The 25,934-nt window shown below is 71.4% G+C and carries 23 protein-coding genes; 14 read left to right on the top strand and 9 right to left on the bottom strand.

What is annotated here, in order from left to right; genetic code table 11:
• Position 1: 1 nt before the first annotated feature.
• Complete coding sequence (locus JYJ93_RS37880) at positions 2 to 1,087, top strand: glycosyltransferase (protein ID WP_206800657.1); 1,086 nt, start codon at positions 2 to 4, stop codon at positions 1,085 to 1,087.
• Between the two features lie 4 nt (positions 1,088 to 1,091).
• Here JYJ93_RS37880 and JYJ93_RS37875 read toward each other — a convergent pair whose 3' ends face one another.
• The 6 genes from JYJ93_RS37875 to JYJ93_RS37850 are packed head-to-tail and all read right to left on the bottom strand — an operon-like array spanning position 1,092 to position 7,882.
• Entirely contained in the window at positions 1,092 to 2,243 is a 1,152-nt protein-coding gene (locus tag JYJ93_RS37875) for a glycosyltransferase family 4 protein (protein ID WP_206799582.1), read from the bottom strand.
• The gene (locus JYJ93_RS37870; RefSeq protein WP_206799581.1) at positions 2,240 to 3,475 is read right to left on the bottom strand and encodes a glycosyltransferase family 4 protein; all 1,236 of its coding nucleotides are present in this window, start codon (positions 3,473 to 3,475) and stop codon (positions 2,240 to 2,242) included. Before JYJ93_RS37870 ends, JYJ93_RS37875 begins: the two co-directional genes overlap by 4 nt.
• A 15-nt stretch (positions 3,476 to 3,490) precedes the next feature.
• Complete coding sequence (locus JYJ93_RS37865) at positions 3,491 to 4,615, bottom strand: glycosyltransferase family 1 protein (RefSeq protein ID WP_206800655.1); 1,125 nt, start codon at positions 4,613 to 4,615, stop codon at positions 3,491 to 3,493.
• Between the two features lie 44 nt (positions 4,616 to 4,659).
• Positions 4,660 to 5,229, bottom strand: coding sequence for a HEAT repeat domain-containing protein (locus JYJ93_RS37860; protein WP_242544075.1), 570 nt, complete (start codon positions 5,227 to 5,229; stop codon positions 4,660 to 4,662).
• Positions 5,226 to 6,365: a glycosyltransferase family 4 protein gene (locus JYJ93_RS37855; RefSeq protein WP_206799580.1), complete on the bottom strand. Its 1,140-nt coding sequence runs from the start codon at positions 6,363 to 6,365 to the stop codon at positions 5,226 to 5,228. Before JYJ93_RS37855 ends, JYJ93_RS37860 begins: the two co-directional genes overlap by 4 nt.
• Positions 6,362 to 7,882 carry an oligosaccharide flippase family protein gene (locus tag JYJ93_RS37850; RefSeq protein WP_206799579.1) on the bottom strand — a complete coding sequence of 507 codons (1,521 nt, stop codon included), beginning with the start codon at positions 7,880 to 7,882 and terminating at the stop codon, positions 6,362 to 6,364. The genes JYJ93_RS37855 and JYJ93_RS37850 overlap by 4 nt, the downstream gene beginning before the upstream one ends.
• A 224-nt stretch (positions 7,883 to 8,106) precedes the next feature.
• On the opposite strand from JYJ93_RS37850, the gene JYJ93_RS37845 reads away from it, so the two are divergent.
• The 6 genes from JYJ93_RS37845 to JYJ93_RS37820 all read left to right on the top strand — a co-directional run bounded on the left by JYJ93_RS37845 (position 8,107) and on the right by JYJ93_RS37820 (position 15,459).
• A complete protein-coding gene (locus tag JYJ93_RS37845) occupies positions 8,107 to 9,141 on the top strand; it encodes an ROK family protein (protein WP_206799578.1) in 1,035 nt (344 codons plus the stop codon).
• 137 nt (positions 9,142 to 9,278) lie between these two features.
• Positions 9,279 to 10,766, top strand: a complete 1,488-nt coding sequence (locus JYJ93_RS37840; protein ID WP_206799577.1) for an MraY family glycosyltransferase — start codon at positions 9,279 to 9,281, stop codon at positions 10,764 to 10,766.
• A 4-nt stretch (positions 10,767 to 10,770) separates the two neighbouring features.
• On the top strand, positions 10,771 to 11,847 hold the full coding sequence (locus tag JYJ93_RS37835; RefSeq protein ID WP_206799576.1) for a nucleotidyltransferase family protein: 1,077 nt from the start codon (positions 10,771 to 10,773) through the stop codon (positions 11,845 to 11,847).
• Positions 11,848 to 11,886: 39 nt separating this feature from the next.
• Entirely contained in the window at positions 11,887 to 12,858 is a 972-nt protein-coding gene (locus tag JYJ93_RS37830) for a nucleotidyltransferase family protein (RefSeq protein WP_206799574.1), read from the top strand.
• Between the two features lie 105 nt (positions 12,859 to 12,963).
• Complete coding sequence (locus JYJ93_RS37825) at positions 12,964 to 14,265, top strand: UDP-glucose/GDP-mannose dehydrogenase family protein (protein ID WP_206799573.1); 1,302 nt, start codon at positions 12,964 to 12,966, stop codon at positions 14,263 to 14,265.
• Positions 14,266 to 15,459, top strand: a complete 1,194-nt coding sequence (locus tag JYJ93_RS37820; RefSeq protein ID WP_206799572.1) for an acyltransferase — start codon at positions 14,266 to 14,268, stop codon at positions 15,457 to 15,459.
• 19 nt (positions 15,460 to 15,478) lie between these two features.
• Here JYJ93_RS37820 and JYJ93_RS37815 read toward each other — a convergent pair whose 3' ends face one another.
• Positions 15,479 to 15,754 (bottom strand): hypothetical protein, encoded by a 276-nt coding sequence (locus JYJ93_RS37815; protein ID WP_206799571.1) that lies wholly within the window; start codon positions 15,752 to 15,754, stop codon positions 15,479 to 15,481.
• 187 nt (positions 15,755 to 15,941) lie between these two features.
• Between JYJ93_RS37815 and JYJ93_RS37810 the strand changes: the two genes are divergently transcribed.
• Positions 15,942 to 18,566 (top strand): O-antigen ligase family protein, encoded by a 2,625-nt coding sequence (locus tag JYJ93_RS37810; protein ID WP_206799570.1) that lies wholly within the window; start codon positions 15,942 to 15,944, stop codon positions 18,564 to 18,566.
• A 5-nt stretch (positions 18,567 to 18,571) separates the two neighbouring features.
• On the opposite strand, the gene JYJ93_RS37805 is transcribed toward JYJ93_RS37810, so the two are convergent.
• Both JYJ93_RS37805 and astB read right to left on the bottom strand, forming a co-directional pair.
• Complete coding sequence (locus JYJ93_RS37805; RefSeq protein ID WP_206799569.1) at positions 18,572 to 19,102, bottom strand: YbaK/EbsC family protein; 531 nt, start codon at positions 19,100 to 19,102, stop codon at positions 18,572 to 18,574.
• A gap of 133 nt (positions 19,103 to 19,235) precedes the next feature.
• Complete coding sequence (gene astB, locus JYJ93_RS37800; protein ID WP_206799568.1) at positions 19,236 to 20,558, bottom strand: N-succinylarginine dihydrolase; 1,323 nt, start codon at positions 20,556 to 20,558, stop codon at positions 19,236 to 19,238.
• An 18-nt stretch (positions 20,559 to 20,576) separates the two neighbouring features.
• On the opposite strand from astB, the gene JYJ93_RS37795 reads away from it, so the two are divergent.
• The 6 genes from JYJ93_RS37795 to JYJ93_RS37770 all read left to right on the top strand — a co-directional run bounded on the left by JYJ93_RS37795 (position 20,577) and on the right by JYJ93_RS37770 (position 25,934).
• Complete coding sequence (locus JYJ93_RS37795; RefSeq protein WP_206799567.1) at positions 20,577 to 21,530, top strand: lysophospholipid acyltransferase family protein; 954 nt, start codon at positions 20,577 to 20,579, stop codon at positions 21,528 to 21,530.
• Between the two features lie 13 nt (positions 21,531 to 21,543).
• Positions 21,544 to 22,083, top strand: coding sequence for an LPS export ABC transporter periplasmic protein LptC (gene lptC / locus JYJ93_RS37790; protein ID WP_206799565.1), 540 nt, complete (start codon positions 21,544 to 21,546; stop codon positions 22,081 to 22,083).
• A complete protein-coding gene (locus JYJ93_RS37785) occupies positions 22,080 to 22,724 on the top strand; it encodes an LptA/OstA family protein (protein ID WP_206799564.1) in 645 nt (214 codons plus the stop codon). The genes lptC and JYJ93_RS37785 overlap by 4 nt, the downstream gene beginning before the upstream one ends.
• A complete protein-coding gene (lptB, locus tag JYJ93_RS37780; RefSeq protein WP_206799563.1) occupies positions 22,721 to 23,461 on the top strand; it encodes an LPS export ABC transporter ATP-binding protein in 741 nt (246 codons plus the stop codon). The genes JYJ93_RS37785 and lptB overlap by 4 nt, the downstream gene beginning before the upstream one ends.
• A gap of 253 nt (positions 23,462 to 23,714) precedes the next feature.
• Positions 23,715 to 25,235 carry an RNA polymerase factor sigma-54 gene (gene rpoN / locus JYJ93_RS37775; RefSeq protein WP_206799562.1) on the top strand — a complete coding sequence of 507 codons (1,521 nt, stop codon included), beginning with the start codon at positions 23,715 to 23,717 and terminating at the stop codon, positions 25,233 to 25,235.
• Between the two features lie 60 nt (positions 25,236 to 25,295).
• Positions 25,296 to 25,934: a GNAT family N-acetyltransferase gene (locus JYJ93_RS37770; RefSeq protein ID WP_206799561.1), complete on the top strand. Its 639-nt coding sequence runs from the start codon at positions 25,296 to 25,298 to the stop codon at positions 25,932 to 25,934.

Below are 25,934 nucleotides of genomic sequence, written 5' to 3'. Positions count from 1 at the left end.
CATGGACCGCGCGAACCTCGCGCTGGCGGACTGGCTCGCGCGCCAGGGCGGGCCCGTGCGGCTGGTGGCGCACCGGGTGGAGGATTCGCTCCTGCGCTACCCCAACGTGCACTTCGTCCGCGTGCCCAAGCCCGCGAACGCGTACCTGCTGGGCGAGCCGTTGCTCGACGCCGTGGGACGCTTCTGGGCCGCGCGCACGCTGGCGCAGGGCGGGCAGGTGTTGGCCAACGGCGGCAACTGTGAGGTGGCCGCCGCCAACTGGGTCCACTACGTCCACGCCGCGCACGTGCCCGAGTCCGCCGGCGGCCCGCTGCGCAGGCTGAAGGGCCAGGTGAGCCACCGGATGCACCTGCGCAGCGAGCAACGTGCGTTGCGCCGGGCGCGGATCATCCTGGCGAACTCACAGCGCACGCGGCAGGACCTGCTGGCCGCCACGGGCGTGGAGGCCTCCCGCGTCCACGTCGTGTACCTGGGCGGTGACCCGGCGCGCTTCCCGTCCACGACGCCCGTGCTTCGCCGTGAGGCGCGCGCGTCGCTGGGTTGGCCGCAGGAACGGCAAGTGGCGTTGTTCGTGGGCGCGCTGGGTGACCGGCGCAAGGGCTTCGACACGCTCTTCCATGCGTGGGCGCGGTTGTGCGCGCGACGCGAGTGGGACGTGGACCTGTACGTGGTGGGCGCGGGCGCGCAGCGCGAATCCTGGGAGCGCGCGGCGCGTGAGCAGGGGCTGGGCGAGCGGATCCGCTTCCTGGGCTTCCGCGACGACGTGCCCCGCCTGATGGCCGCCGCGGACCTGCTGGTGTCCCCCACGCGCTACGAGTCCTATGGCCTGGGCGTGCACGAGGCGCTGTGCGTGGGCATCCCCGCGCTGGTGAGCCGCTCGGCGGGCGTGGCGGAGCGCTTCCCGGCCTCGCTCCAGGGGTTGCTGCTGGACGACCCGGAGGACTCGGGTGAGTTGGTGCGGCGCCTGGAGGAGTGGCGGGCTCGGGGCGGGGATTGGATGCCCGCCGTGGCCGCGCTGTCGTCGGAGCTGCGGGCCTGGACGTGGGACGCGATGGCCGCGGCGGTGGTGGCCCGGCTGGAGGCGTGAGGCTTCAGGCCCCGCGCTCGAGCACCTGCTCGAAGAAGTCGAGGTGCGCCTTCGCGACCACCGGCCAGGCGAAGCGGGACACGGCCCGCTCGCGGCCTCGCGCGGAGAGCTCCTGACGCTGCGCGGGGCTCTCCAAGAGTTCCTCGAGCGCGGTGACCCAGGCACCGCCGTACGCCTCCGGCAGGATGCGCCCGGCATCGCCCACGGTATGCGGAATCTCTCCGGAGTCGCTGGCGAACACGGGCACGCCACACGCGAAGGCCTCCGCGAGCATGCGGCCGAACTGCTCCTTCCACGCGGGCGTCGTCTGGCTGGGCGCGCAGAGCACGTCCATGGCGTTGAGCGCGCGAGGCACCTCCGCGTGCTTCACGCCGGTGACGATGCGCACGCGGTCTCCGTGGCGCTGCGCCCACGCGCGCAGGTCCACCTCCAGGGGGCCTCCGCCAACGAAGAGGGCCCGCCAGGGCGTGGTCATCCGGTTGAGCGCATCCATCAGGAGCCGCAGGCCCTTCTCCGGCACGAAGCGACCCAGGTAGCCCACCACGGGCGGCCCTTCGGACGTCCAGCCCACGCGCTCGCGGAAGGCGCGGCCCGCTTCCGGATCCGGACGGAAGTGATCCACGTCCACGCCCACGGGGATGAAGCGCGAAGGGCGCTGCTCATAACCGGGCCGGGCGAGGAGGTTGTCGTGCACCGTCTGGCCCCAGGCGATCCACCCCGCGGCCCGGCGCAGGACGAAGCGCTCGGCCTGCGCGAAGGGCGGGGGATAGCGCTTGGCCAGGTTCTGGAACGTGCAGAAGACGAGCGGCACGTGGGCGGGCGTCATCAGCGCCACCTCCAGGCCGGAGAGCACGTAGGGCTCCTCCCACAGGTGCACCAGGTCCGCGCCCCGCGACAGGTGCGCGTGCACCTCCGGTCCGTAGACGAAGCCGTGCAGCGAGCGGCTGAAGTACGCGGGCACGCCCTCCAGGTTCACGGCCTCATGCGGGTCACGCTGGAGCACCAGCGGGCTCAGGTCTCCGTGGAAGGACTTCGGCGCCACGGCGGTGACTTCCCAGCGGCCGGCGCCCACTCGGGCCATCTCGTTGGCCAGTCGCCGGTTGAGGGTGACGACGTAGGAGTGCGAGACGGTGACGAGCTTCCGGGGACGCATCATGAATGCCCTCGTGCGGGGACGAGGCTCCGGTACACGGCGAGGATGTCCCGGGCGTAGCGCTCGCGGGAGAAGCGGCGCACGGCGGTGTGGCGGGCCGCGCGGGCCAGGGTGTCTCGCAAGGCTTCATCCTCCAGCAGCCGGCGCAGGGCCGCCGCGAGCGTGTTCGCGTCGCCGGGTTCAATGGCCAGCACGTCCTCGCCATCCCGCAGCGCTTCGGCCGCGCCGCTCGACTTTGAGATGACGGCGGCCCGGCCACAGGCGAGCGCCTCAGCGATGGTGAGGCCGAAGGGTTCGCGGCGAGTGCTCGCGTGCACGAAGACGTCCAGGGCCCGGTAGACGCGGGCGGGCTCGGGCTGGAAGGGCACGAAGCCCACGCGGCCCGTGAGGTCGTGGCGCTCCACCTGTTCGCGCAGCTCCGCGCCGGTGAACTGCGAGCCGGCCGTGCGGTAGAGTGGAGCGCCCACGACGTAGAAGCGCACGGGAAGGGCCGGTGCCTGACGCGTCAGCAGGGCCGCGGCCTCCAGGAAGACGTCGTGTCCCTTCCAGCGCGCGTACGTGGCCACGAGCCCCACGCGCAGCGTGCCTGGAGGCGCGGGAGGCAATCCGGCCAGTGCATCCAGGTGCGCGCCGTCACCCGCGGCCGGAGAGAACCGCTCCACGTCCACGCCGTTGGGCACGACGTGCACGGGCACCTTCCCGAGCACCGTGCGCGCGTCGTCTCCCACGGCTTGCGAGTTCGCGATGGCGGCCGAGGCCAGCGGATGCAGGCCGGAGAGCGCGCGGCGCACCAGGGGCCGTTCGCCGAGGAAGTCGTGCACGTGCCACACGCGCGGAATCGGAAGTCCGGTGGTGGCCGCGCTCAGCAGGTGGGTCTTGATGCCATTGGAGTGCAGCAGGTCCGGCGCCGCGTCACGCACCGCGCGCCGCAGGTCGAGTCCGTAGCGCGTCAGCAGCAGGGGCGTGGGGGCAAGCTCCCGCGCGAAGCGAAGGAGCCCCGCGTGGCCCTGTTCCCGCAGACCGCTGTCCCCGAGCGCGGACAGTCGGTCGGGCAGGGCGAGCACTCGGGCCTCCACGCCGAGCCCTCGGGCCGTCTCCACGAGGGGCCCGTCCGTGCCGGCGATGAGGTGCAGCGACAGCCCAGGGTCCTGCGCGCGCAGGCACGCGAGGAGATCCACGAGTGCGCGCTCGGCACCGCCCAGGATACCCACGGGGTTGAGGAACAGGATCCGCACGCGGACGCGACCGAATCAGACCCGCCCGGAGCGGTCAAGGCGATGCAGATACGCGTCCAGCACGGTGCGCGCGTGGGCGCTCCAGGTGAAGCGCTCGGCCCGTGCACGCCGCGTCTCCGGTGATGGCGCGGGCACGCGGCCCGTGAGCAGCGCGTCCACCGTTTCCACCCATGCGGCCACGTCGCCTACGGGGCAGTACGTGCAGGCGTCGGCGCCCACTTCGCGCAGCACCGGCAGGTCGCTGGCCACCACGGGGACACCACACGCCAGCGCTTCGATGACGGGCAGGCCGAAGCCCTCCGCGTCACTGGGCACCAGCACCGCGCGGGCACGCCGGTACAGGCCCGCGAGCGTGGCCCGCTCCTGCCGGGGCGGTTGCAGCAGCGCGTCCTTCAATCCGAGCCGCGCCACCTGCGCCTGTTGGGCCGCGTCCAGGTCGCCGCCCTGTTGCACCAGCATGAGGTCCGGATGCCGGGCTCGCAGCGCGGCGAAGGTCTCGAACAGCACGTCCAGGCGTTTGCGGCGGATGGCGCTGCCCACGTGCAACAGGTACGGCCGGCCCTTCAACGGCGCGAGCACCGTATCGCTGGCGTCTCCGGTGACGGATTCGAGCCGGTACTCCGGCGAGACTCCATAGGGTGCCCACACCAATCGCTCGGGAGGCACCACGCCGTGCGCGAGCAATTCGTCGCGCACCTGCTGCGTGCTGTGGAAGACGATGGCCGCGCGCTCCAGGCCCTTGAGCGTGGCCCGCGCCATCAGCCGGAACCACGTGGGGCGTGGTTCGCGGTGGGGCTCCAGGACGGAGCGGAACGCATCCAGGTCATGGCAGAAGACGCCGGTGCGCTCCGCGGGCAGCGCGTGGACGAGCTGCGCGTAGGTGTGGTCCACGACGTGGAACACATCCGGGCCAACGCGTTCACGCAGCAGTCGCGCGGGGTAGAGGCCGAAGCGGGTGAGCAGCCGGTCCGCGTTGAAGGCGGCCTTGCGGCTGCCCACGCGGGGCAGGGCGCGCACGGCATGGGGAATGGACGGACGCACGCGGGTGACGTCGACCTCGGCGGGATGCGCAGCCAGTCCGTCCACGAGCGCTTCGCCCACCAGGTCCATGCTGGGCCAGCCCTCCTCGCGCGGATCCATCAGGACCTTCAACTTCAAGGGGCTCACCTGCTCAGCGCCTCCCGTCAGGGGATGCCGTTCTTGATGCGCATCTCGTGCATGCCCACGATCCATTCCAGCGCGCGTGATGCCTCATCGCTCACCGTGCCCACCCAGCCTGGCGCCGGGGTCTTGTCCTCGCGCATCGCCTCGAGCGTAGGGATGAGCGGCAGGTGGCCCGTGGTGCCCAGCGCGTTGACGGCGCAGTAACGCACCTCGGGAGAAGGGTCCTTCAATGCATCGAGGAGCGCTTTGACCGCGACCTCGAACTCCGCGGAGTCCGTCCTCACCATCGAGAAGTTGTACGACAGGTATTCGGCGGCCTGGCCGCGAATCAGGGGCGGCTCCTGAACATCCTTGAGGAGGCCGACCATGAGGTCCCACTGCGCGAGATGGCTGTGCCAGGTCAGCGCATAGAGGATGGCGTGCCGCGTGTCGACGCGCGTCTCCGCTTCGAGGAATCGGAGCAGCGTGGAGGTGGTCGACTTGTCGTAGCACAGCAGGATCGACGCCTTGACCATCGCGGTGCGGTCGTCTCCCAGAATGTCCTTCATCGCGACGTCGCGCTGTTCTGGCGTCGGTGAAGTGTCACTCATGGGGTGCTCCCGGTTCGCCGCAGCAGGTGCGCCACCGTGTGCTCCAGCGCGAAGTGCTCACGGTACACGCGCGCCGCGCGCTCACCCAGTGCCTGGCGCTCCTCACCATGCTCCAGCAAGTGCTCCGTGAGCGCCAGCAGCGCGGCGGGAGATGCGTCGTCCGCGAGCGCCACGGGCCGCAGCTCGCGCCACAGCGGTTCGCTCAGGTGCCCGGTGTGGGTGACGATGGGCAGGCCCAGTCCCAGGCCCCCCATCGCGCTGCTGCGCCGGGCGCTGACGCCGTCGGGGTAGGGCTGCACCAGCAACTCCGCCGCTCGCAGGTGCGCGGCCACGGCCTCCGGTGCCAGTCCGTCCCGCGCATGGAGCCTGCGAGCCAATGCGGGATGCTTCCGCCCCAGCGACTCGCTCCAGGCCTGACTGCCCCGGCCCAGCAGCAGCGCCTGCCGTCGCTCATCCCGCTGCAACAGCGGCACGAGCACGGCCTCCAGCGGACCCGCGATGGCTCCGCCATACGTCCCGAAGTGCGCCACCGTGGGGCCACTGCCCAGCGCTTCCCGCACCGCGCGCACGGCGTCCTCCGGCACGTCCTGGGGCAGGGGACTGGGGATGGGACACCACCGGGCCTGGGACCGCAGGGGCTCCGGCAGGTGCTCCGCCCAGGTGGGGATGGACACGTAGGCGCGCTCCACGCCGAGCGCCAGCGCGCGCAGCATCACCCGCGTGACCCCCGCGAGCAGCTGATGCTTCCACGGCGCGCCCGGACTCCATGGGTACACCGCCTCATGGAGGAACAGCTCGCGTTCGTCCTGCCGCCTCGCCGCGAACCAGGCGCACAGCGGCACGTTCATCGCCTTCATTCCGAACGCGTGCGGCACGTACAGGAGCAGCAGCCTTCGGGGCCCGGGCGTCGCATCCAGTTCGCGCGTCAGTCGCACCAACTCCGGCGGCGTGTAGAGGCCGGGCCAACGGTGCACGGTCACGCCCTGATCATCCGTGACGCCGTCGGTCCCAGGCGTCCAGACATGCACCGTCTCCCCCGCCTTCAACAGCGCGTGGGCGATGCTCCGGGTGTGGTCGGAGACGCCGCCGGGGGCCGGCGGGTACTCCCCCGTCAACAGGTGCCACGTGTGGCTCACGGAGGCGCCCGCCTCGCGCGCAGGTGCTGGACCAGGGCGCGCAGCTCTCCCAGCAACGACAGTCCACGCCGCGTGGCCTCACGCCCGAGCACCAGCGCGGTCAGGAGCCCCGCCGCCACCAGCGCCTGCACGAGCAGCCCGTCCTGTCCCATCGCGAGCCGCGAGCCGCCCACCGCGAGCGCGAGCAGCGCGCCCACCGTGAGGAACGGCTCCATGACCTCGAACTCCAGCCGCGACAGGTGCGGGTTGCGGCGGGACACCAGCCGCGCCGTGAACCACAGCTCCGTCAGCGTCACGGCCGTCGCGCTCACCCCGACGCCCACGATGCCCCAGTGCATCACCGCCAGCACTCCCAGGCCGAAGCGCAAGAGGCTCCCGGTGATGGCCACGTACATCCGCTCCCGAGCGTGACCGCTGGCGTTCTGCTGCGAGGCCAGCAGGCCCTGCACCGCCAGCATCGACGCCTCGATGGTGAACCACTGCACCAGCGTGGACGCGGGGCTCCAGCGCGCACCGAAGACCACCGGGATGAAGGGCGGCAGCGCGATGACGCCGAACGGGATGGCCAGGCACAGGACCGCGCTCACGCGCCGGATGGACGTGCGCAGGTAGTCCGCCAGCGCGACCGTGTCCTCCTGCATGCGGCTGTACGCTGGATAGGCGACGCGGGTGAGGACGCTGCTCACCGCCAGCGGCACGGAGGCCAGCGCGGTCGCCCAGTTCACCAGGCCCACCCCGTCCTTGCCCTCCATGCGCCCCACCACCAGCGGAATCCACCCCTGGAGCGCCGCGGGGATGATGCCCGTGAGCTGGAACCAGATGCCGAAGGACAGGAGCCGCTTCACGATGTCCCAGCGGAACGTGCCCTGGGGCCGCCAGCGCGCCGCCCACCAGAACAGCACCATGCCCACCGCGCCCCGCACCAGCCCACCGCCGATGAGCGACCACGGTCCGAAGTGCAGCGAGGCCAGCAGGATGCTGCCCGCCGTCTGCGCCACGCTCTCGATGAGCTCGATGCGCGCGAGCGTCGGGAAGCGCAACTGCCGCTCCAGCATCATGACGGGGACGACGCGCAGCGAGTGGAAGAACAGGCCAATCGCCATCGTGCCCACCATGGCCGCGCCCGAAGGGCCCAGCTCGTAGGTGTTCGACAGCCACGGCGCGAGCAGCGCGATGGTGCCCACGATGAAGACGGTGAACGCCTGGTGGCTCCAGAAGGCGGAGGTGATCTCGTCCTGCGTGGGTTCGTGCTGCTGGCGCACCAGGGACGCGCTGAGCCCCAGGTCCCCCAGGAACGCGCCCATCGCGGAGGTGAAGGCGACGATGGCGAACACGCCATAGTCCCCGGGGAACAGCAGATGCGACAGGGTGAGCGAGCTCACCACGCGCAAGCCCAGCGAGCCGACCGTCCGCAGGAGCAGGGCGATGATGGAGCGCTGCGCGCGGACCTTCACGTCCGACATGCCCAGGGGCGGAGCTTCGGCGGCGTCCGGCGCGGAAGGGGAACGGCTGCTCATGGGGAAATGGGGCGCTCCACGAAAGGAACTTCGGCGGAGCCTATATGCGCCCCCGCCTCCGGCGAACAGTGGCACGCGGAGGTAGGGCGTCCCCGCGTCCCGGAAGGAGGGCCCGCATGCAGCCCCGTGGGGCGGGCAGGCGGACACGGGCGTGCCTGGCAAGGCGGCTCCGGCCGCGCCCGCGCTGCGCAGATTGTCCCGCGAGCGAACCACGGGGACACGACATGGCCGACGCGTCAGCGAAGAACGGGCACCGCGCGGGGAACGGGAACGGCGCGCGCAACGACAAGGCCCGCATCTGGGGAGGCATCGACCTGGGCGGCACGAAGATCGAGGCGGTCATCGTGGACGCGCGCGGCGACGTGCTGGGCCGGGCCCGCCATGCGACCCCCGCGACGGGCGGCCCGGGCGAGGTGGTGAAGGAACTCTACGGCGCCCTGGGCGAGGCCGCGCAGTCCGTGGGCATCGAGCCCGCGAGGCTCGCGGGCGTGGGCGTGGGCGTGCCGGGCTCGGTGGACGCGAACCAGGGCACGCTCTCGCATACGGCCAACGTGGCGGGCGGCTGGGACTCGCCATATCCGCTGGCGTCGGACCTGGGCGACCTGGTGGGCGGCGGCAAGGTGATGCTGGGCAACGACGTCCAGGTGGCGGTCGCGGCCGAGTACAAGCTGGGCGCGGGCCGCGGCCACCGCTCCGTGCTGGGCGTGTGGTGGGGCACGGGCGTGGGCGGGGGCCTGGTGCTCAACGGCGTGCCGTGGCGCGGGCAGGGCTCCGCCGGTGAGATTGGCCACATGGTGGTGAAGCCCAACGGCGCCCGCTGTGGCTGCGGCCGGCGAGGCTGCCTGGAGGCCTACGCGGGGCGCGCGTCCATGGAGCGCAAGGCGCGCTCGGCGGCGAAGAAGGGGGAGAAAACCATCCTCTTCGACATCATGCGGGACAAGAAGCGCACGCGCCTGTCCAGCAGCGTCTGGGCGAGCGCGCTGAAGCACAAGGACCCGCTGGCGACGCGGCTCATCGAGCGAGCCATCAAGATGCTGGGCGCGACCATCGCCTCCGTCATCAACCTGCTGGACGTGGAGGCCGTCATCATCGGAGGCGGGCTGGGGTCCCGGCTGGGCCCCATCTACATGGGCCACCTCCAGGACGCCATGGACCCGCACCTGTTCATCACGGAGCGCAAGCCCGCGATGCGCATCGCCGAACTGGGGGACCTGTCTGGCGCCATTGGCGCGGCGCTGCTCGCGGGCCCGCGGATGTAAGGCCAGGAGGACTCACCTGGCCCGACATCGCCGCCCGTATCAGCAAGGAGGCAGGCGAGTCGTGACGCACCTGCGACGTCAGGACGTTGACGCGCTGCTTCGGTGGCCGTCACGATGCGGGTGGACGCTCCTCCCGCATGGTCACCTTCTTCGTCGCCTTCCTCGTGTCGCTGCTCGTGGCGCTGGTGCTCACGTGGCGCGTGCGTGAGCGTGCGCTGGCGTGGGGCTGGTTGGACCAGGCGAACTCCAGCCGCAAGGTGCACGTGCGGGCCGTCCCCCGGCTGGGCGGCATTGGCATCGTGGGGGGCTTCTTCGCGCCGCTGTGCGCGCTGTTCATCGTGGACTCGGGCGTGGGGGACCAGTTCCTCGCGCAGACGACGCTCATCATCGGCCTCTTCGTGGGCGGCGCCATCATCGCGGGGCTGGGCTTCTACGACGACCTCAAGGGCGCGGGAGCGAAGCTGAAGTTCTCCGTGCAGTTCGCGGTGGCGCTGGGCCTGTACGCGCTGGGCTTCCGCATTGAAGTGCTGGCCAACCCCTTCGGCGCGGAGCTGACGCTGGGGCTCTTGAGCCTGCCGCTGACGGTGCTGTGGGTGGTGGGCGTCATCAACGCGCTCAACCTCATCGACGGGTTGGACGGGCTGGCGGGCGGCGTGGCGTTCTTCGGCGTGGGCACCCACTTCCTGCTCGCGCTGATGCGCGGGGACGTGCTGCTGTGCCTGCTGATGGTGTCGCTCGCGGGCGCCATCCTCGGGTTCCTCGTCTTCAACTTCAACCCGGCCTCCATCTTCATGGGGGACACGGGCAGCATGTTCCTGGGCTTCGTGCTCGCGGCGGTGTCCATCAAGACGTCGTCGAAGAGCGGCACCGCGGTGGCGCTGCTGGTGCCGGTGATGGCGCTGGGCCTGCCCATCATGGACACGCTGCTGGCCATGGTGCGCCGCTCGCTGCTGGGCAGACCCATGTTCAGCGCGGACAAGGAGCACATCCACCACCGGCTGATGAGCCGGCTGCTCCTGTCCCACCGCACCACCGTGCTGGTGCTCTACGCGCTGTGCACGCTGTTCATGGTCACCGCGCTGGCGCTCAACTTCGCCAACAGCCTGCAGAGCGCGCTGCTGCTCTGTGGCGTCGGCGTGGTCATCATGGTGCTGATGCGCAAGCTGGGCTACCTGGACGTGCGCCGCATGGAGGCGGTCCAGCAGACGCGCCACCGCAACCTGGAGCTGCGCTCCCTGGTGCGCTCCGTCACCGCGGCGGTGCGCGCGGCCGGTTCGTTCCAGGAGGTGTGGAACGCCGTCCGCCCGCTGTCCCAGGGCCTGAGCCTGTCCTCGTTGGAGCTGCGCCTGCGCCGCCCGCACGAGGACGTGAACGCGGGCGTCGTCTTCGAAGCCCAGCACCCGGACGCCGGTTCCGCGGCGGCGCTGGAGGTGCGCCTGGACGTGAAGGAGGAGGAGACCCTGCTCGGCGCGCTGCGCCTGGTCTGGCGCGACGGCCGGACCGCCATCGACCGGGACGAGGAGCTGGCGCTGGAGGTGGTCGCGGACGCGGTGGCTGAACGCGTGGGGCAGCTCGTGGCGCTGGAGGCCGCGGAGCCCCAGCGCATCATCGCGCTCCGGCGGTGAGCCCATGACCTGCGCTCCGGCCCTGCTGACCCTGCTCCAGGCCTGGCCGGACGCGCCGGACGTCCCCGCGCCCGTGGACGCGGAGTCCTGCGACGCGCTGGTGAAGGCCGCCGTGCGCCACGGGCTCGCGGGCTTCGTCGAGCACGCGCTCGCGAAGGCGGACTGGACGCTGCCCCCGGACGCCGCCGCGCTGCTCACCCGCGAGGCCCGCTCGAGCGCGGCGCGGGGCATGCGCGTGCGGTCGCTCCTGTCGCGGAGCCTGGCGGCGCTGGCGGCGCTGGACGTGACGCCGGTGTTGCTCAAGGGCTACGGGCTGGCGCGCAGGCTCTACCCGGAGCCGCTCCAGCGTGCGACGAACGACGTGGACCTGCTGGTGCCGCGCGCGCGGGTGCTGTGCGCCGTGCACGCGCTGGAGGGGATGGGGCTCACCACCCAGGCCGGCGACGTGGACCGGGACGACGCGCACCACGTGGAGCTCACCGGCCCGGACGGACTGGTGGAGCTGCACTACCGCGCGCTCGCGGGCTACGGCCTGGCGCTGGAGGGCGACGCGATGGTGGCGCGGGCGGTGGACGCGACGCTGGACGGCCACCCCGTGCGCTACCTGTGCCCGGAGGACGAGGCCGTGTACCTGTCCCTGCACGCGAGCAACCACCTGCTGCAGCGGCTGGCCTGGCTGTTCGACCTGAAGTTGCTGGCGCGGGCGCACCCCCGGCTCGACTGGGACCGGGTGGTGACGCGCGCGCGGCGCACGGGGCTGCCCCACCTGGTCTGGTACGCGTGGGACGCCGCGCACCGGCTGCTGGACGCGCCCGTGCCCCCCTGGGTGCTCAAGGCGCTCTGCCCGCCCCGGTGGCAGCGCGCGCTGGCGACGCGGCTGTTCTCCGGGCCCCGGCTGGTGGACGCGGAGCTGGCGGGGAGCAAGCCGGCGTGGATCGCCGCGAAGCTGGCCCTGGCGCCCCAGGCCCGGCCCATGGTGCGGTACGCGCTGCGGCGGCTGCGCGTCACCTGGTCCCCTCCCGGGACGGGGGCGGAACCAGGGGCGCCACGGCCTGTTCGCTCGCCTGCTGGAAGACGGTGATTGCGGCGGGCGGGCCCGGCCCATTAAAGGTGCCGCACCATGGCGCCCAGCCTCCTCGACACCTTCCGGGTCCTGTCCTCCTTCGAGCCCCCGCGCGGAAAGCTCCGGGGCGCGCCCTGGGAGGCGTACGTCGACTGGGCCATCGCGCAGGGACTGGCGCCGCTGGCGGCGTACAACCTGGAGTACCGGATGGGCGGCGGCGACGCGCCGGAGTGGGCCCGCGACCGGATGATGTCCATCTACACCGGCTCCGTGAACGACAACGTCATGAAGCTGGTCCACTTCAAGCGCATCGTGGATCAGCTGGAGGGCCGCAAGATTCTGCTCCTGGGCGGCGCGGCCTTCGCGGAGGCGCTCTATCCGCACGTGGGCTTCCGGCCCGTGCTGGACATCCAGGTGCTGGTGCGCCGCATGGACGTGGACGGCTTCGCCGGCTACCTGTCCAACCACGAGTTCGTCCCGGAAGAGGACACGACGAACAGCGGCGCGGCGCGCGTCGTGTCCGACGGCCGCACCCCCATCCACATCTACGCGGACGTGCTGGGCGCGAACCGACGTGAGCAGTTGGCCGGCATCTTCGAGCGCGCCCGACCCATGAAGGTCTACGGGCAGTCCATCTTCCGCCCGGAGCTGGAGGACGCGCTGCTCCTCACCGCGTTGGATCAGGCCCACCACGGGTATGACGTGCCGTGGCTGTCCTTCGTGGACCTGCGCGAGCTCATCACCGGCGCCACCTGGATGGGCGGTGTGTACTCGCGCCCGCTGGAAGTCCCGGCGCTGCTCGCACGCGCGGAGGCGTTCGGCCTGGAGCGCGCCCTCTACACGTCGCTGGCCATCGTGGCGCGGCTGTTCCCGGAGGCGGAAGCACAGGCGACCGCCGCGTTCCCGCCGCTGCGCCGCGCGACCCGTGAGCTTCTGGACCGCGGCGTGGTGGGTCCGGTGAGCACCCCCGGACGTTCCTCCGCCCTGCGGGGTGTGGATCGACTGCGACGCCTCCTCACGGGGCGATAAGGCTGTCTGGTCGCTCGGCGGTCCTTCGTGCCCGGGCTTTCTTTCAGTGCTCCGGTCGGCGTATGAGTTCATGACGCCACCTGTCGAAACCAGGACACTCAAAGAATGCGCATTGCCATTATCGGATCGGGTTACGTCGGACTCGTCGCGGGCACCTGCTTCGCGGACTCGGGCAACGACGTCGCGTGCGTGGACATCGACGAGCGGAAGATCCGCATGCTCCAGGATGGACAGGTTCCCATCTACGAGCCGGGTCTGGAGGAGCTCATCAAGAAGAACGTGAAGGAGAAGCGCCTCACGTTCACCACGAACCTGGCCGAGGGCGTGCAGAACGCGCAGGCCGTGTTCATCGCCGTGGGTACTCCTGAAGGGGAGAGCGGCGAGGCGGATCTCCAGTACGTGCTCGCGGCGGCGCAGGCGGTGGGCCGCGCGATGAAGCAGTACACGGTGGTGGTGGACAAGAGCACCGTGCCGGTGGGCACCGCGGACAAGGTCCGTGAGGCCATCGCCAAGGTGACGGACGTGGAGTTCGACGTCGTCTCCAACCCGGAGTTCCTGAAGGAAGGCGCCGCGCTGGACGACTTCTTCAAGCCGGACCGCGTCGTCATTGGCGCGGACACGGAGCGCGCCCGGACCATCATGGGGGAGCTGTACGCGCCGTTCGTGCGCACGGAGAACCCCATCCTGTTCATGGACACGCGCTCCGCGGAGCTGACGAAGTACGCGGCCAACGCGATGCTCGCGACGCGCATCTCGTTCATGAATGACATCTCCGCGCTCTGCGAGAAGGTGGGCGCGGACGTGGACTTCGTGCGCAAGGGCCTGGGCGCGGACAAGCGCATCGGCTACCCGTTCCTCTTCCCGGGCGTGGGCTACGGCGGCTCCTGCTTCCCCAAGGACGTGAAGGCGCTCGTCACCACGGCGCGTGAGTACGGCCTGGAGCTGGACCTGCTGCGCGCGGTGGAGCGCACCAACGAGCGCCAGAAGAAGCTGCTCGTGAGCAAGGCCGTGAAGCACTACGGGTCGCTGGAGGGCAAGAAGTTCGGCGTCTGGGGCCTGGCGTTCAAGCCGAAGACGGACGACATGCGCGAGGCGCCGTCCATCGAGGTCATCGAGGGCCTCATCGGCAAGGGCGCGTCCGTGATTGCCCACGACCCGGTGGCCGCGCACGCGGCGAAGCGCGTCTTCGGAGACCGCATCCGCTACGCGGAGCTGCCGTACGACGCGCTGGAGGGCGTGGACGGCCTGTTCGTGGTGACGGAGTGGAACGAGTTCCGCCACCCGGACTTCGCGCGCATGAAGTCGCTGATGAAGACGCCGGTCGTCTTCGACGGCCGCAACATCTTCCAGCCCGCGCGCATGCGTGAGCAGGGCTTCACCTACTTCGGCATCGGTCGTAACAAGTAGATGAAGCCGCAGTCCGGAGGCTCGCTGGATGCACTGACGGGGCTGCGCTTCCTGGCGGCCCTGCACGTCGTGTTGTTCCACTTCGGCACCCCCTGCATCCAGGGCGTGGCGCCGGAGTGGATGGTGCAGGTGGTGGCCTCCGGCTATGCGTCCGTGGGGGTCTTCTTCCTCCTGTCCGGCTTCGTGCTCGCGTACAACTACGTGGACACGGCCGGCGGGATGCAGACCCCGCCCCGGGCCTTCTGGAGCGCGCGGGTGGCGCGCGTCTACCCGGTGTTCCTCCTGATGTTCCTCTTGTCGGCGGTGCCCACGGCGCAGGGCTCGCTGGCGTCGAACACCGTACCGGTAGCGGCGGCGAAGCTGACCACGGCGGGGCTCACCACGCTGATGCTGCTCCAGTCGTGGGTGCCGAAGCTGGCGCTGTACTGGAACCCGCCGTCCTGGTCCGTGTCGGTGGAGGCGTTCTTCTACGCGCTGTTCCCCGCGCTGGCCGGGAGGCTGGAGCGCTTCCGGGGCGCGCGCATGACGGCGGCCCTGGTGGGCGTGTGGCTGCTGGGGCTCTTGCCGCCAGTGCTCTACCTGGTGCTGATGCCGGACGGGTCGGGCCCGCTGAACGCGGCGTCCGGCGGCATGTGGCTGACGGTGGTGAAGTTGAACCCGCTGGCGCGCCTGCCGGAGTTCCTGCTGGGTGTGTTGCTGGGGCTCGTCTTCGTGCGCGAGCGGGCGGCGGCGACGGCGGAGTCCCGGCGCTCCGGCGCGGTGATGGCGCTGGCGGGCGCGGCGCTGCTGGTCGCGGGCTTCTCGCAGGGCGCGTGGATTCCGTATCCGCTGATGCACAACGCGCTGCTGGCGCCCGCGTCGGCGCTGCTGGTGTACGGGCTGGCGCGAGGCGGCGGTCCGCTGGGGCAGGTGCTGGCGAGGCCGTGGCTGGTGCACCTGGGCGGGGCCAGCTACGCGCTGTACCTCTTGCAGTACCCCGTCAGCGAAGGGGTGCACTGGCTGGAGCGGTTCGTGGGCCCGTTGTTGCCTCCGGGCTTCCTGGCGGTGCTGCTGGGGGTGCTGGTGCCCGCGTCGGTGGCGGTGCACCGGTGGGTGGAGACGCCGTGGCGCACGCGGGTGCGGCGCGGGCTTCAGCCGTGGGTGGATGGTGCATCCACGAGGCCGGCTCCGGCTCCCGTGGCGCCGGGCACCTGAGCCTCACGGCAGCGCGACTTCAGCGGGCGAGGCCGCAGGCCTTCTTGCCCTCTTCGGTCTCGATGGCGCGGCAGTCGCAGCCGTCGAGCCTCGCCTCGCAGACCATCTCGTCATCGGCGGTGGGCTCCACGCGGCCTTCTTCATCGGCGGCGCGCTGCTGGCAGGCCTGCTTCTCCACCGAATTCAGGGCGCACTCGCAGAGCTTCTCGGACAACTCGCGGCATGCGCTCTTGCAAGCGGTGAGTCCGGAGAGGGAGGCGCAGAGGACGGCGGCGGTGAGCAGGAAGCGACGCATGGGGTCGGGGGAAGATGCCAGATGGTTCCCCGGATGCAAGCGGTGTCCCGGGCGGCCCGTTCATTCGCGGGCCCCCGCCCTGGAAGACGGCCGCGCCCGGAGAGGAGGCGTCCAGGCGTCACGCCCGCTGGCCAAGGGGACAAGCCCCGGAGACCCGCGAGGAGCGTGACATACTCCCGCGCCGCGCATGGCTCCTGGCTCCCACCGCGTCTCCCGGTACACCGTCTACGCGGAAGCAGCGCTCGCGGCGTTGGTGGTGCTGGGCCCGGTGGCGCTCGGCGGCGCCGCGCACTGGGTGTCCTGGCCGTTGTGCGTGCTGTCCGGAGCCGCGGCGGTACTGGCCTTCGTGGGGGCCCGCAGGCAGGGAGAGACCCTGCGCGCACCGCTCCTCGCCGCGCCGCTGGTGGGCGCCGTGGTGCTGTGCGCGTTGCAACTCGTGCCACTGCCACCGGGGCTGCTCGCATTCGTGAGCCCGGAGGCCGCGGCGCTGCGCGAGGACGTGCTCGTTCCGCTGGGGCTCACGGGCTGGCGGCCGGTGTCGCTGGAGCCTTCCGCTACCTGGCGTGAGTTGGCGAAGCACGGGGCCTATCTGCTCACGTTCGTCGCGGCGGTGCAGGTGTGCCGGGCTCGCGCGTCGCGGCAGCGGCTGCTCGCGGTCCTCTCGTTCACGGGCGCGGCGGTGGCGACGGTGGGGTTGGGACACGCGCTGTTCGGCGTGGAGGCGCTGTTCGGGCTGCGGGCGTACGTGCATGCACGGCCACCGCTGGTGACGCCGTTCGGAAATCCCAACCACCTGGCGGGCTTCCTGGGGCTGTGCGCGACGGTGGCGGTGGGGCTCGCGCTGTCGAAGCAGCCGCGTTCGCGCGCGTGGCCCTTCGCGATGGCGGCGCTCGTCTCCGGCGCGGGCGTGCTGCTGTCGCTGTCTCGCGCGGGCATCGTGTTCTTCGTCTTCGGGCAGGTGCTGCTCGCCGCGTGGTTGGTGAAGCAGCGTCGCGAGGCGCGCACTCCCGCCAGGCCCGCGTGGGGAAGGGGCGCGGCGGTGCTGCTGGGGCTGCTGGCGACGCTGTCCGTGGGCGCGTACCTGGCGGCGGATCAACTGTGGGCGGAGGCGCGCACCGTGGACGGCGTGGAGTCCCTGCGCCGCGGCAAGATGGAGCCCTGGTCGATGATGGCCCGCGCGGCCCGCGCCTTCCCGGTGCTGGGCATGGGGCGCGGCGCGTTCGAGGCCGCCTTCCCTCGCTACCAGACCGAACCCAACCCCAACACCTTCACGCACCCGGAGAACGCGGTGTTGCAGGTGGCGGCGGAGTGGGGCGTGCCGGGAGTGCTGCTGCTCGGGCTGGCCCTCTGGGCCTTCGTGAAGCGCGTGCGGCGCGAGGACCACGGTCCCGTGGAGTTGGCGGCGCTGTCCGCCGTGGCGGCGCTGGCGCTGCACAACCTCTTCGACTTCAGCCTGGAGCTGCCCGCGTGCGCGGTGGCGGTCGCGGTGGTGCTGGGCGCGGTGGCCCGGCCCCGTGAGGCCGAGCGCATGGCCGCGCGCCGCACGAAGTGGGGCACCCTGTCCGCCAGGCCCGCGCTGGCGTTGGCGGCGGGGCTCACGGCCGTGCTGCTCGTCGCGCTCGTGCCGGGACAGCGGAGGATGGTGGACGCGGAGGCGCTGCTGGCGGAGCGCGTGGCGGCGCGGGCACCCGTCGCGGAGGTGCGAGCGCTGGGGCTCCAGCTCATCGACACGCACCCGGCGGACTACCTGCTGTACCGGCTCATGGCGATGGCCTCCGTGTCGAATGGCGCTGAAGGCGCGAAGGACGCGCTGTCCTTCGTCAATCACACGCTGTACCTGCATCCACTGGATGCGCCCGCGCACCGCGTGGCCGCGCGGGCCCTCTTGCACCTGGGCCGGCGCGAGCAGGCCTTCCTGGAGTACCGGCTCGCGCACGAGGCCGGCGACACGCGCGTGTTGATCAGCGAGGCGATGCCCCGGGCCCGCACGGTCGAGGAGCTGAAGACCCTCACGTCCGAGGCAACCGGCCAGGTGGTGGAACTCGCGGAGGCGCTGCTCGTCGGTCCCTCGCGTCGCGCGCTGGGACTCGAATGGCTCGCCTGGGCACGTGAACACTTCGAGGGCCGGCCCGAAGCCACCGCGCTGTGGATGCAGGAGGCGCGCGGCCGACTGGCCCAGGGAGCGCTCCCCGCGGCGGAGGCAGCCTGCGCGGAGGTGGAGCGGCGCGCTCCGGATGCGCTGGCCACGCACCTGCTGCGCGCGGACGTGTGGCGTGCACAGGGAAAGCAAGCGGAGGCGCTCCAGTCGCTGGAGGCGCTCGTGAAGCGCTTCCCCCACGACGTGGAGCTGGCCTTCACGCTGGCCACGCGGCAGCAGGAGGCCGGGCTCACGCGCAGGTCGCGGGACACGCTGGCCGCCATGGCGCCGTACCTGACCGGCCTGCGGCAGCGCGCCCGCCTGCTGTCGCTGGAGGCGGACAGCTTCGAACGGGAAGGTCTGCTGGCCCGTGCCCTGGAGCAGCGCCGCTCGGTCGTGGGGCTGCTGCCCGGTCCGGAGAGCCACTTCGCGGTGGCCCGGCTGCAGGAGCTGCTGTCGCGCTACGACGCGGCGGCGCGCTCGGTGCACGAGGGCCTGCGGCTCATGCCGCTCAACGATGCACGGCGCGCGGAGGGTGAGGCCTGGGCGGCGCGGCTGGAGGAACGCGAGCGTGCGTTGCAGGACGCACACAAGGGGGCGCTGCTGGAGGCCGCGAAGGGGCAGGAACTGGAAGCGCCGGGCTCACCGGCGGTCAGCGACGCTCCTCCTCCCTGAGGACCTCAGGCCGGCGCGCCTGAGTCCTCCGAGGACGCTCCGTACGACGGCGCCTTCTCCTCTTCACGCGAGAGCGGCTGGATGAAGGACGCGACCAGCGGCCACTCCAGGCGCGCGAAGTCCTGGAAGCGCATCTCCAGGGCCTCCTCGTGCGAACCCGCGCGGAACAGCAGCCGCTCGTTGGCGCTCAGGGACTCATCCATCGCGACGGGCAGGCCGTACAACTCTCCGAAGGGAGGCTCGGCGCCCGTCTCGCAGTCGGGGAAGTGGTCCTTGAACTCGGACTCGGCGGCGAGCCGCGCGGTGCGGACGCCCAGCGTGTGGCGGACCTGCCTCAGGTCCACGGTCGCCATCGCGGGAACGACGACGATCCACGGCTGCCGGTCGGCCAGCACGATGACGGACTTGGCCACGCGCCAGGCGGGCACGTTGAGGGCGTCCACGAGCTCCATCGCGGTCACGGCCCGGCCGTGGGCATACCGCTCGAAGGGGACGCGATGGCGCCGCAGATAGCTTTGAATGGCACTCGGAATCATGGGGGACATCACCTCCTTCACCTACAAGGTGTGTCCGGACGACGTGGGCGGCCATTTGCCACCCGAACGGGGCGGACGTGGCTGCCTGCCCTCGCCGGGTGCGCCGGAGGGCAGGCGGACAGGCCCGCTACCGTCACTGCTGGAAGTCGTACACGCTGCCCAGCTTGAGCAGCCGCGTCAGCTCGTCGAGCGCGGTCATCGTCTCGCGCGCGAGCTGCGGGTCGCGCACGTCCTCCGGCTTGAGCACGTCGCGGTAGTGCTTGCGCACCCAGCCCGCGAGCGACTCATGCAGGGCCGGAGAGTAGAAGACGTCCGCGGTGATGGCGGCGCGCTCCGCGTCCGTGAGCGAGATGCGCTGACGCAGGCACGCCGGGCCGCCGCCGTTGTTCATGGACTGCCGCACGTCCAGGTAGTGCACCGCCTTCACCGGGTTGTCCCCGGCGACGACGCGCTCCAGGAAGGCGCGGGCGGTGGGTGTCTCGCGGCTCTCCGTAGGCGCGATGATGGCCATGGTGCCATCCGGCAGCGACAGCACCTGCGAGTTGAATGGGTAGGCGCGCACCGCGTCCTTCACGGGCAACTCGGCGTCCGTCGCGACCTCGAAGCGGAACGCGTCACCCAGCTTCTCGCGCAGCGTCTGGAGGAGCTTCGGGTGCTCCACGAAGGCCAGCGCGTGCAGCATGAGGAAGCGCTCGTTGCCCACCGCGAGCACGTCCGTGTGGAACGCGCCCGCGTCGATGCCATCCGGATGCTGCTGCGGCAGCACCACCTGCTCCGGTGCCAGCTGGTGCAACCGCGCCAGGGCCTGGCTGGACTCCAGCGTCTGGCGTGCGGGGAAGCGCTGCGGCCCCTTCACGTCCTGCCACGCGCTGCGCCCCCACGCGAGCACGTGCACGGCCTGGTGCCCCGGCGTGAAGAGGCGCGTGTGGTTGGCCGCGCCCTCGTCCGCGAAGTGCGAGGCGCCCGGCAGCGGCGCGTGCACCTGGAAGTGCTTCGGGTCCGCGAAGATGGCGCGCAGCACCGCGTGCGTGGTGTCCGCCTCGATGGCGCGGTGGAACATCTGCGTGAGGTTCGCGGGCGTCAGGTGCACCCGGCCATCCGCCGTGTCCGCCGAGGGCGCCACGGTGGCCGCGTTCGCCGTCCACATGGCGGAGGCGCTGGAGGTCAGGCGCAGGAGGTGCTCCGCGTCGCGCGCGGCGCGGGTGATGACCTCCTCGTCGGAGCCGGTGAAGCCCAGCGTCCGCAGGGTGCGCAGGGAAGGGCGCGGCTGGGGCGGCAGCACCGCCTGGCCCACGCCCAGCTCCGACACGAAGCGCATCTTCTCCAGCCCCTGGAGCGCCGCCTCCCGGGGATGGCTGGGCTGGCCGCCGTGGTGCTGTGACGCCAGGTTGCCCGGCGAGAGGCCGGCGTAATTGTGGGTCGGGCCAATGAGGCCGTCGAAGTTGTATTCGCGCATGGGATATGGAGACGCGTCGTGGAGCGTCCCCCTTTAACAAAGCGCCTCAAGCGTTACCTGCGCTACCTGCTCATCGCCGGGATGTTGCGCCTGCTCCAGTTCCTGCCGCTGGACACGGCCCGCACCCTGGGCATGACCCTGGGCGGCTGGGCCTACGCGCTCGCGGGCGGGGAGCGCAGGAAGGCGCTCAAGTCGCTGGCCCGCGCCTTCCCGGAGCGGACCGGGGCGGAGCGTGACGCGCTCGCCCGTGACGCCTTCCGCCACCTGGCCGCCGCCGCCCTGGAGGTCGCCTCCGCGCGGGCGCTGGACGCCGGGCTGGAGGCCCTGGTGTCCTGGCCGGACGCGGACCGCCAGGTGCTGGAGGCCGCGCTGGCGAAGGGGAAGGGCGTCGTCTTCGTGTCCGGCCACGTGGGCAACTGGGAGCTGCTCGCCCGGCGCGTGGCGAAGGCGGGCTACCCCAGCCAGAGCATCGCGAAGGAGACCAGCGACCCGCGCCTCACCGCGCTGGTGGAGGACTTCCGGGCGAAGGGCGGGGTGCGCAGCATCTGGCGCGGCCAGGAGGGCGCGGCCCGGGCCATGCTCCGGGCGCTCCGGAGCGGTGAAATCCTGGGCATCCTCATCGACCAGGACACCAAGGTGCAGTCCGTCTTCGTGCCCTTCTTCGGGGAGCTGGCGGCCACCCCGCGCGCCGCGGCGGACCTGGCGCTGCGCACCGGCGCGGCCGTGGTGGTGGGCTTCTGCCAGCGCGACGGCCAGGGCTACCGGCTCACCATGGAAGAGGTGCCGCACCCGGACGCGACGGAGCGTGAAGCGGCCGTGCAGGCGCTCACCGCCGCGCTGTCGCAGCGCATCGAGGCGGCGATCCGCCGCGCCCCCGAACAGTGGGTGTGGATGCATCAGCGCTGGAAGACGCGTCCTCCCGAGGACGTTCCCCCAGCCCTCGCCGACGCACCGTCCGCCCCGGCGCGGTGATAAGGAGGGCCTCGTGCCGCGCCTGCTTGCCCTGAGCTTCCTGGGACTCCTCGCCACCGGCTGTTCGCCGCGCCGCCCGGCCCCGGGCGCGAACGAACCGCGCCCGGACGTGGTGCTGGAGGGCGCGCACCTGCGCTCCTACGAGGGCGACACGCTCCAGGTCTCCGGCACCGCCTCGCGGGTCAACTACCGGCGCGCGGGCGGCGAGGTGCAGGCCACCGAGGTCGTCGTGCGCCTGCCTCCCGCCAAGGGCTCGCCCGCCTCCCAGCAGGGAGGCACCATCATCACCGCGCCGAATATGGACGGCAGCCTCGCGTCCAAGAGGTGGGTGGGGTCGGGCGGGGTCGTCGTCCAGACGGCGGAGGGCCTGGTGGCCAACACCCCCCGCCTGACCTACGACTCGGATGCGCGGCGGGCCCACGGCGACGAGGGCGTGACGATGAGGGGCCCGGACTACCAGATGCGCGCGGACCGCTTCACGCTGTCCGCCGCGGACCAGACGTTCACCTTCGAGGGCACGGTCCAAGCCGTGCTGGGTGGAGCGACGGAGTGATTGAGTTCCTCGTGATGGCGCTGTTCCTGGCCCAGCCCGCGTCCTCCCAGGCCGCCGCGCCCGCCGCTCCTGGCGCCCCGCTCGTCGCGCAGGCCGGTCCGGCCCCGAAGTCGGGTGCTCCCGGTGCCCCGGCGGCGAAGCCTCCCGACGCGGGCACCCCGGCCGCCCCGACTCCCGCGCCGGGCGCGTCCCTGGCGCCCACGGGCCTGCGCAACCCGGTGGACCTGTCCGCGGACCACGTCACCGGCGACCGCAACCAGGCGGTGCTCACCGGCAACGTGGTGGTGAAGCACCAGACCATGGACATCCGCTGCGACAAGATGACCGGCTACTACAACGCCACCCGCCAGGTGACGCGCGTGGTGTGCGCCGGCAACGTGCGCGCCGTGGACGGCGACCGGCAGGCCCGGGGCGAGCGCGCCGACTACGACGTGCCCTCGGGCGTGCTGGTGGTGACGGGCTCCCCGGAGGCCCGCCAGGGCAACACCTACCTCACCGGCACCAAGGTGCGCCTCATCCTGGGCAACGAGCGCCTGGAGGTGGAGAACGCCCGCATCCTCGTGGACTCCCCGTCCACCACCGCCGTCCCCGGCACCCGCAAGAAGGCCCCCGCGCCCAAGTCCCCGGGCAAGACGCCATGAGCGGCGCGAAGCTCTTCGCCGAAGGGCTCCAGAAGACCTTCCGCCGCCGCCAGGTGGTGCGGGACGTGTCCTTCAACGTCGCCCCCGGTGAGGTCGTGGGCCTCCTGGGCCCCAACGGCGCCGGCAAGACGACGAGCTTCAACATGGTGGTGGGCCTGGTGACGCCGGACGCGGGCCGGGTGCGCGTGGGCGACGAGGACCTCACCCCCCTGCCCATGCACCGCCGCGCGCGCCGCGGCGTGGGCTACCTGCCGCAGGAGGCCTCCGTCTTCCGCAAGCTCACGGTGCGCGAGAACTTCCTGGCCGTGCTGGAGCTCCAGAAGGGGCTCACCGCCCAGGACCGCAAGCAGCGCGCGGACACCCTCCTGGAGGAGTTCGGCCTCTCCCACGTCGCCGAGTCCTGGGGCGAGACGCTCTCCGGCGGCGAGCGGCGGCGCGCCGAGATCGCCCGCAGCCTCATCCCCGCTCCCCGCTTCATCCTCTTCGACGAGCCCTTCGCCGGCGTGGACCCCATCAACGTGGGTGACCTCCAGCGTCAAATCCACCTGCTGCGCGAGCGGGGCCTGGGCATCCTCATCACCGACCACAACGTCCAGGACACCCTGGGCATCTGTGACCGGGCCTACATCATCGCACAGGGGCAGATTCTCGAGGAGGGCACCCCTTCGCAGATCGCCGGCTCGGCCCGCGCGAGGGCCGTCTACCTGGGAGACCGGTTCCGTCTCCAGGCTCCGTGAAAAGCCGCGCTCCCCGTATGCCTCCAGATGCTCGGGGTGAAGTTGGCCCCACTTTTGCGTCGACGTTTGAACATCAGCCGGGCAGGCAGGGGTTGCGGCAACCTGTCGGATTTCCTGCGGTTTTTTAGACACTGCAAATCAGAAACCATGCGCTGGGCCACTGGACGTGGCCGGGGGTCCTTGTTAGGTTGGCACGGTCCTTGATTGGAACCTCCAATCAAGTGGCACGCATGCCTTCCGGAGACGCCCCCACATGGCGATGGAACTCAAACAGAGCCTGAAGCTCGCGCAGCAGCTGGTGATGACGCCCCAGCTGCAGCAGGCCATCAAGCTCCTCCAGCTCTCGCGAATGGAGCTCCTGGACCAGGTCCGCGAGGAGATGGAGCAGAACCCCCTCTTGGAGCAGCCCGAGGAGGGCATGCCCGGCGAGGTGAGCGAGAAGGAGCCTGGCGAGGCCTCGCTCGAAGCGGACAACACGGAAATCGCGCGCGACGTGGACCTGCCGTCGGCGACGCCGGAGAACGCCCAGGAGTTCAAGGCGGACGGCGAGGGACCCCCGGAGATTGACTGGGAGTCCTACCTCAACAGCTACCAGTTCAACGAGCCCACCACCGCCTCCAACAAGGGCAACGTGGCCACGGACGACCTGCCGTCGTTCGAAGCCAACATGGTGAAGAAGGAGGACCTGGTCGACCACCTCCAGGAGCAGCTGGGCACGCTGCGGCTCAACGAGGCCGAGCGCCGCGTGGGCGTGCTCATCCTGGGGAACCTGGACGACGACGGCTACCTCAAGCTGCAGGACGTGGAGGGCGACCCGCTCATCCGCCTGGCCAACGAGGCGGACGTGCCCATGCACGTGGCCGAGCGCACCCTGCGCCGCATCCAGAACCTGGAGCCCCGGGGCTGCGGCGCGCGCGACCTGCAGGAGTGCCTGCTCATCCAGCTGCAGGCGATGAAGGACCCGAACGCGGCGCTCCTGGGCCTCATCATCAAGCGCCACATGAAGTACCTGGAGAGCAAGAACCTGCCGGCCATCGCCAAGGACCTCAAGGTCACCCTGGACGAGGTGGTCGCGGCGGCGAAGCTGCTCCCGAAGCTGGACCCGCGGCCGGGCCGCAACTTCAGCGGGGATGACGCGCAGTACATCACCCCCGACGTCTTCGTCTACAAGCTGGGGGACGACGACTACACCGTGGTCCTCAACGACGACGGCCTGTCCAAGCTGCGCATCTCCGGCATGTACCGGAACGCGCTCAAGACGGGCGCGGTGAGCCCCGGGCAGACGAAGGAGTTCATCCAGGACAAGCTGCGCAGCGCGATGTGGCTCATCCGCTCCATCCACCAGCGGCAGCGGACCATCTACAAGGTCACCGAGAGCATCGTGAAGTTCCAGCGGGACTTCCTGGACAAGGGCATCGCGCACTTGAAGCCGCTCATCTTGCGCGACGTGGCGGAGGACATCGGCATGCACGAGTCCACCGTCAGCCGCGTCACCACCAGCAAGTACGTGCACACGCCGCAGGGCATCTTCGAGCTGAAGTACTTCTTCAACTCGTCCATCGCGCGCGTGTCCGGCGAGGACACGGCCAGCGAGGCCGTGAAGCACCACATCAAGCAGCTGGTGTCGCAGGAAGACCCGCGCAACCCGTACTCGGACCAGAAGATCGTGGAGCTGCTGCGCTCGCAGGGCACCGAAATCGCCCGCCGCACGGTGGCCAAGTACCGCGAGGTGCTGGGCATCCTCCCCAGCAGCAAGCGCAAGAAGTACTTCTAAAGCCGTCCGCGCCTTCCGGCCCTGCACACCAGGGCCGGAAATGGGGCATGAAGCGGGTCCATGGACCCCGTGCTCCCCGCCGATGTCGGCGTTCCCCGCCGTGACCCCGTGCCGCTCGTCGTCCCGCCCGTCACCCTGGAGGGGAGGGCGGTGCGGTTGGAGCCGCTGACGCTGGAGCACGTGCCCGCGCTCGCGGCGGTCTGCGAGCCGGAGGTCTTCGCCCACTTCTCCCGCGTGCTGCGCACGGAAGCGGACGTCGCGGACTACGTCGCCAGTGCACTGAAGGCGACCGCCGCGGGCACGGAGCGGCCCTTCGCCATCCGTGAGCTGGCGGGCGGCACCGTGGCGGGCTCCACGCGCTACCTGGACATCTCCCGCGAGTACCGCACGCTGGAGATCGGCTCCACGTGGCTGGCGCGGCGGGCGTGGCGCTCGCGCGTGAACACCGAGTGCAAGTACCTGCTCCTCAAGCACGCCTTCGAGACGCTGGGCGTGATGCGCGTGCAGCTCAAGACGGACAGCCGCAACGCGCGCTCCAGGGCGGCCATCGAGCGCCTGGGTGCCTCCTTCGAGGGCATCCTGCGCAACCACATGCTGGTGCGCGGCGGCGTGGTGCGGGACAGCGCGTACTACGGGTTCATCGACACCGAGTGGCCCGGCGTGAAGGCACGGCTCGAAGGACTGCTGGCGCGGGAGTGA

Source organism: Corallococcus sp. NCSPR001 (assembly GCF_017309135.1).
In the GTDB taxonomy this organism is placed as follows: Bacteria; Myxococcota; Myxococcia; order Myxococcales; family Myxococcaceae; genus Corallococcus.
The sequence above is the reverse complement of the archived record's forward strand: the minus strand, read 5'-3'. Positions and strand labels throughout refer to the sequence as shown.

Coding starts and splice junctions, on each gene's coding strand:
- JYJ93_RS37835 (WP_206799576.1), top strand. CDS start 10,771: ATGACCTGCGCTCCGGCCCTGCTGACCCTGCTCCAGGCCTGGCCGGAC.
- JYJ93_RS37825 (WP_206799573.1), top strand. CDS start 12,964: ATGCGCATTGCCATTATCGGATCGGGTTACGTCGGACTCGTCGCGGGC.
- JYJ93_RS37840 (WP_206799577.1), top strand. CDS start 9,279: ATGGTCACCTTCTTCGTCGCCTTCCTCGTGTCGCTGCTCGTGGCGCTG.
- lptB (WP_206799563.1), top strand. CDS start 22,721: ATGAGCGGCGCGAAGCTCTTCGCCGAAGGGCTCCAGAAGACCTTCCGC.
- JYJ93_RS37860 (WP_242544075.1), bottom strand. CDS start 5,229: ATGAGTGACACTTCACCGACGCCAGAACAGCGCGACGTCGCGATGAAG.
- JYJ93_RS37880 (WP_206800657.1), top strand. CDS start 2: ATGGACCGCGCGAACCTCGCGCTGGCGGACTGGCTCGCGCGCCAGGGC.
- JYJ93_RS37845 (WP_206799578.1), top strand. CDS start 8,107: ATGGCCGACGCGTCAGCGAAGAACGGGCACCGCGCGGGGAACGGGAAC.
- JYJ93_RS37810 (WP_206799570.1), top strand. CDS start 15,942: ATGGCTCCTGGCTCCCACCGCGTCTCCCGGTACACCGTCTACGCGGAA.
- JYJ93_RS37830 (WP_206799574.1), top strand. CDS start 11,887: ATGGCGCCCAGCCTCCTCGACACCTTCCGGGTCCTGTCCTCCTTCGAG.
- JYJ93_RS37770 (WP_206799561.1), top strand. CDS start 25,296: ATGGACCCCGTGCTCCCCGCCGATGTCGGCGTTCCCCGCCGTGACCCC.
- JYJ93_RS37815 (WP_206799571.1), bottom strand. CDS start 15,754: ATGCGTCGCTTCCTGCTCACCGCCGCCGTCCTCTGCGCCTCCCTCTCC.
- astB (WP_206799568.1), bottom strand. CDS start 20,558: ATGCGCGAATACAACTTCGACGGCCTCATTGGCCCGACCCACAATTAC.
- JYJ93_RS37875 (WP_206799582.1), bottom strand. CDS start 2,243: ATGATGCGTCCCCGGAAGCTCGTCACCGTCTCGCACTCCTACGTCGTC.
- JYJ93_RS37850 (WP_206799579.1), bottom strand. CDS start 7,882: ATGAGCAGCCGTTCCCCTTCCGCGCCGGACGCCGCCGAAGCTCCGCCC.
- JYJ93_RS37805 (WP_206799569.1), bottom strand. CDS start 19,102: ATGATTCCGAGTGCCATTCAAAGCTATCTGCGGCGCCATCGCGTCCCC.
- JYJ93_RS37865 (WP_206800655.1), bottom strand. CDS start 4,615: ATGGATCCGCGCGAGGAGGGCTGGCCCAGCATGGACCTGGTGGGCGAA.
- rpoN (WP_206799562.1), top strand. CDS start 23,715: ATGGCGATGGAACTCAAACAGAGCCTGAAGCTCGCGCAGCAGCTGGTG.
- JYJ93_RS37820 (WP_206799572.1), top strand. CDS start 14,266: ATGAAGCCGCAGTCCGGAGGCTCGCTGGATGCACTGACGGGGCTGCGC.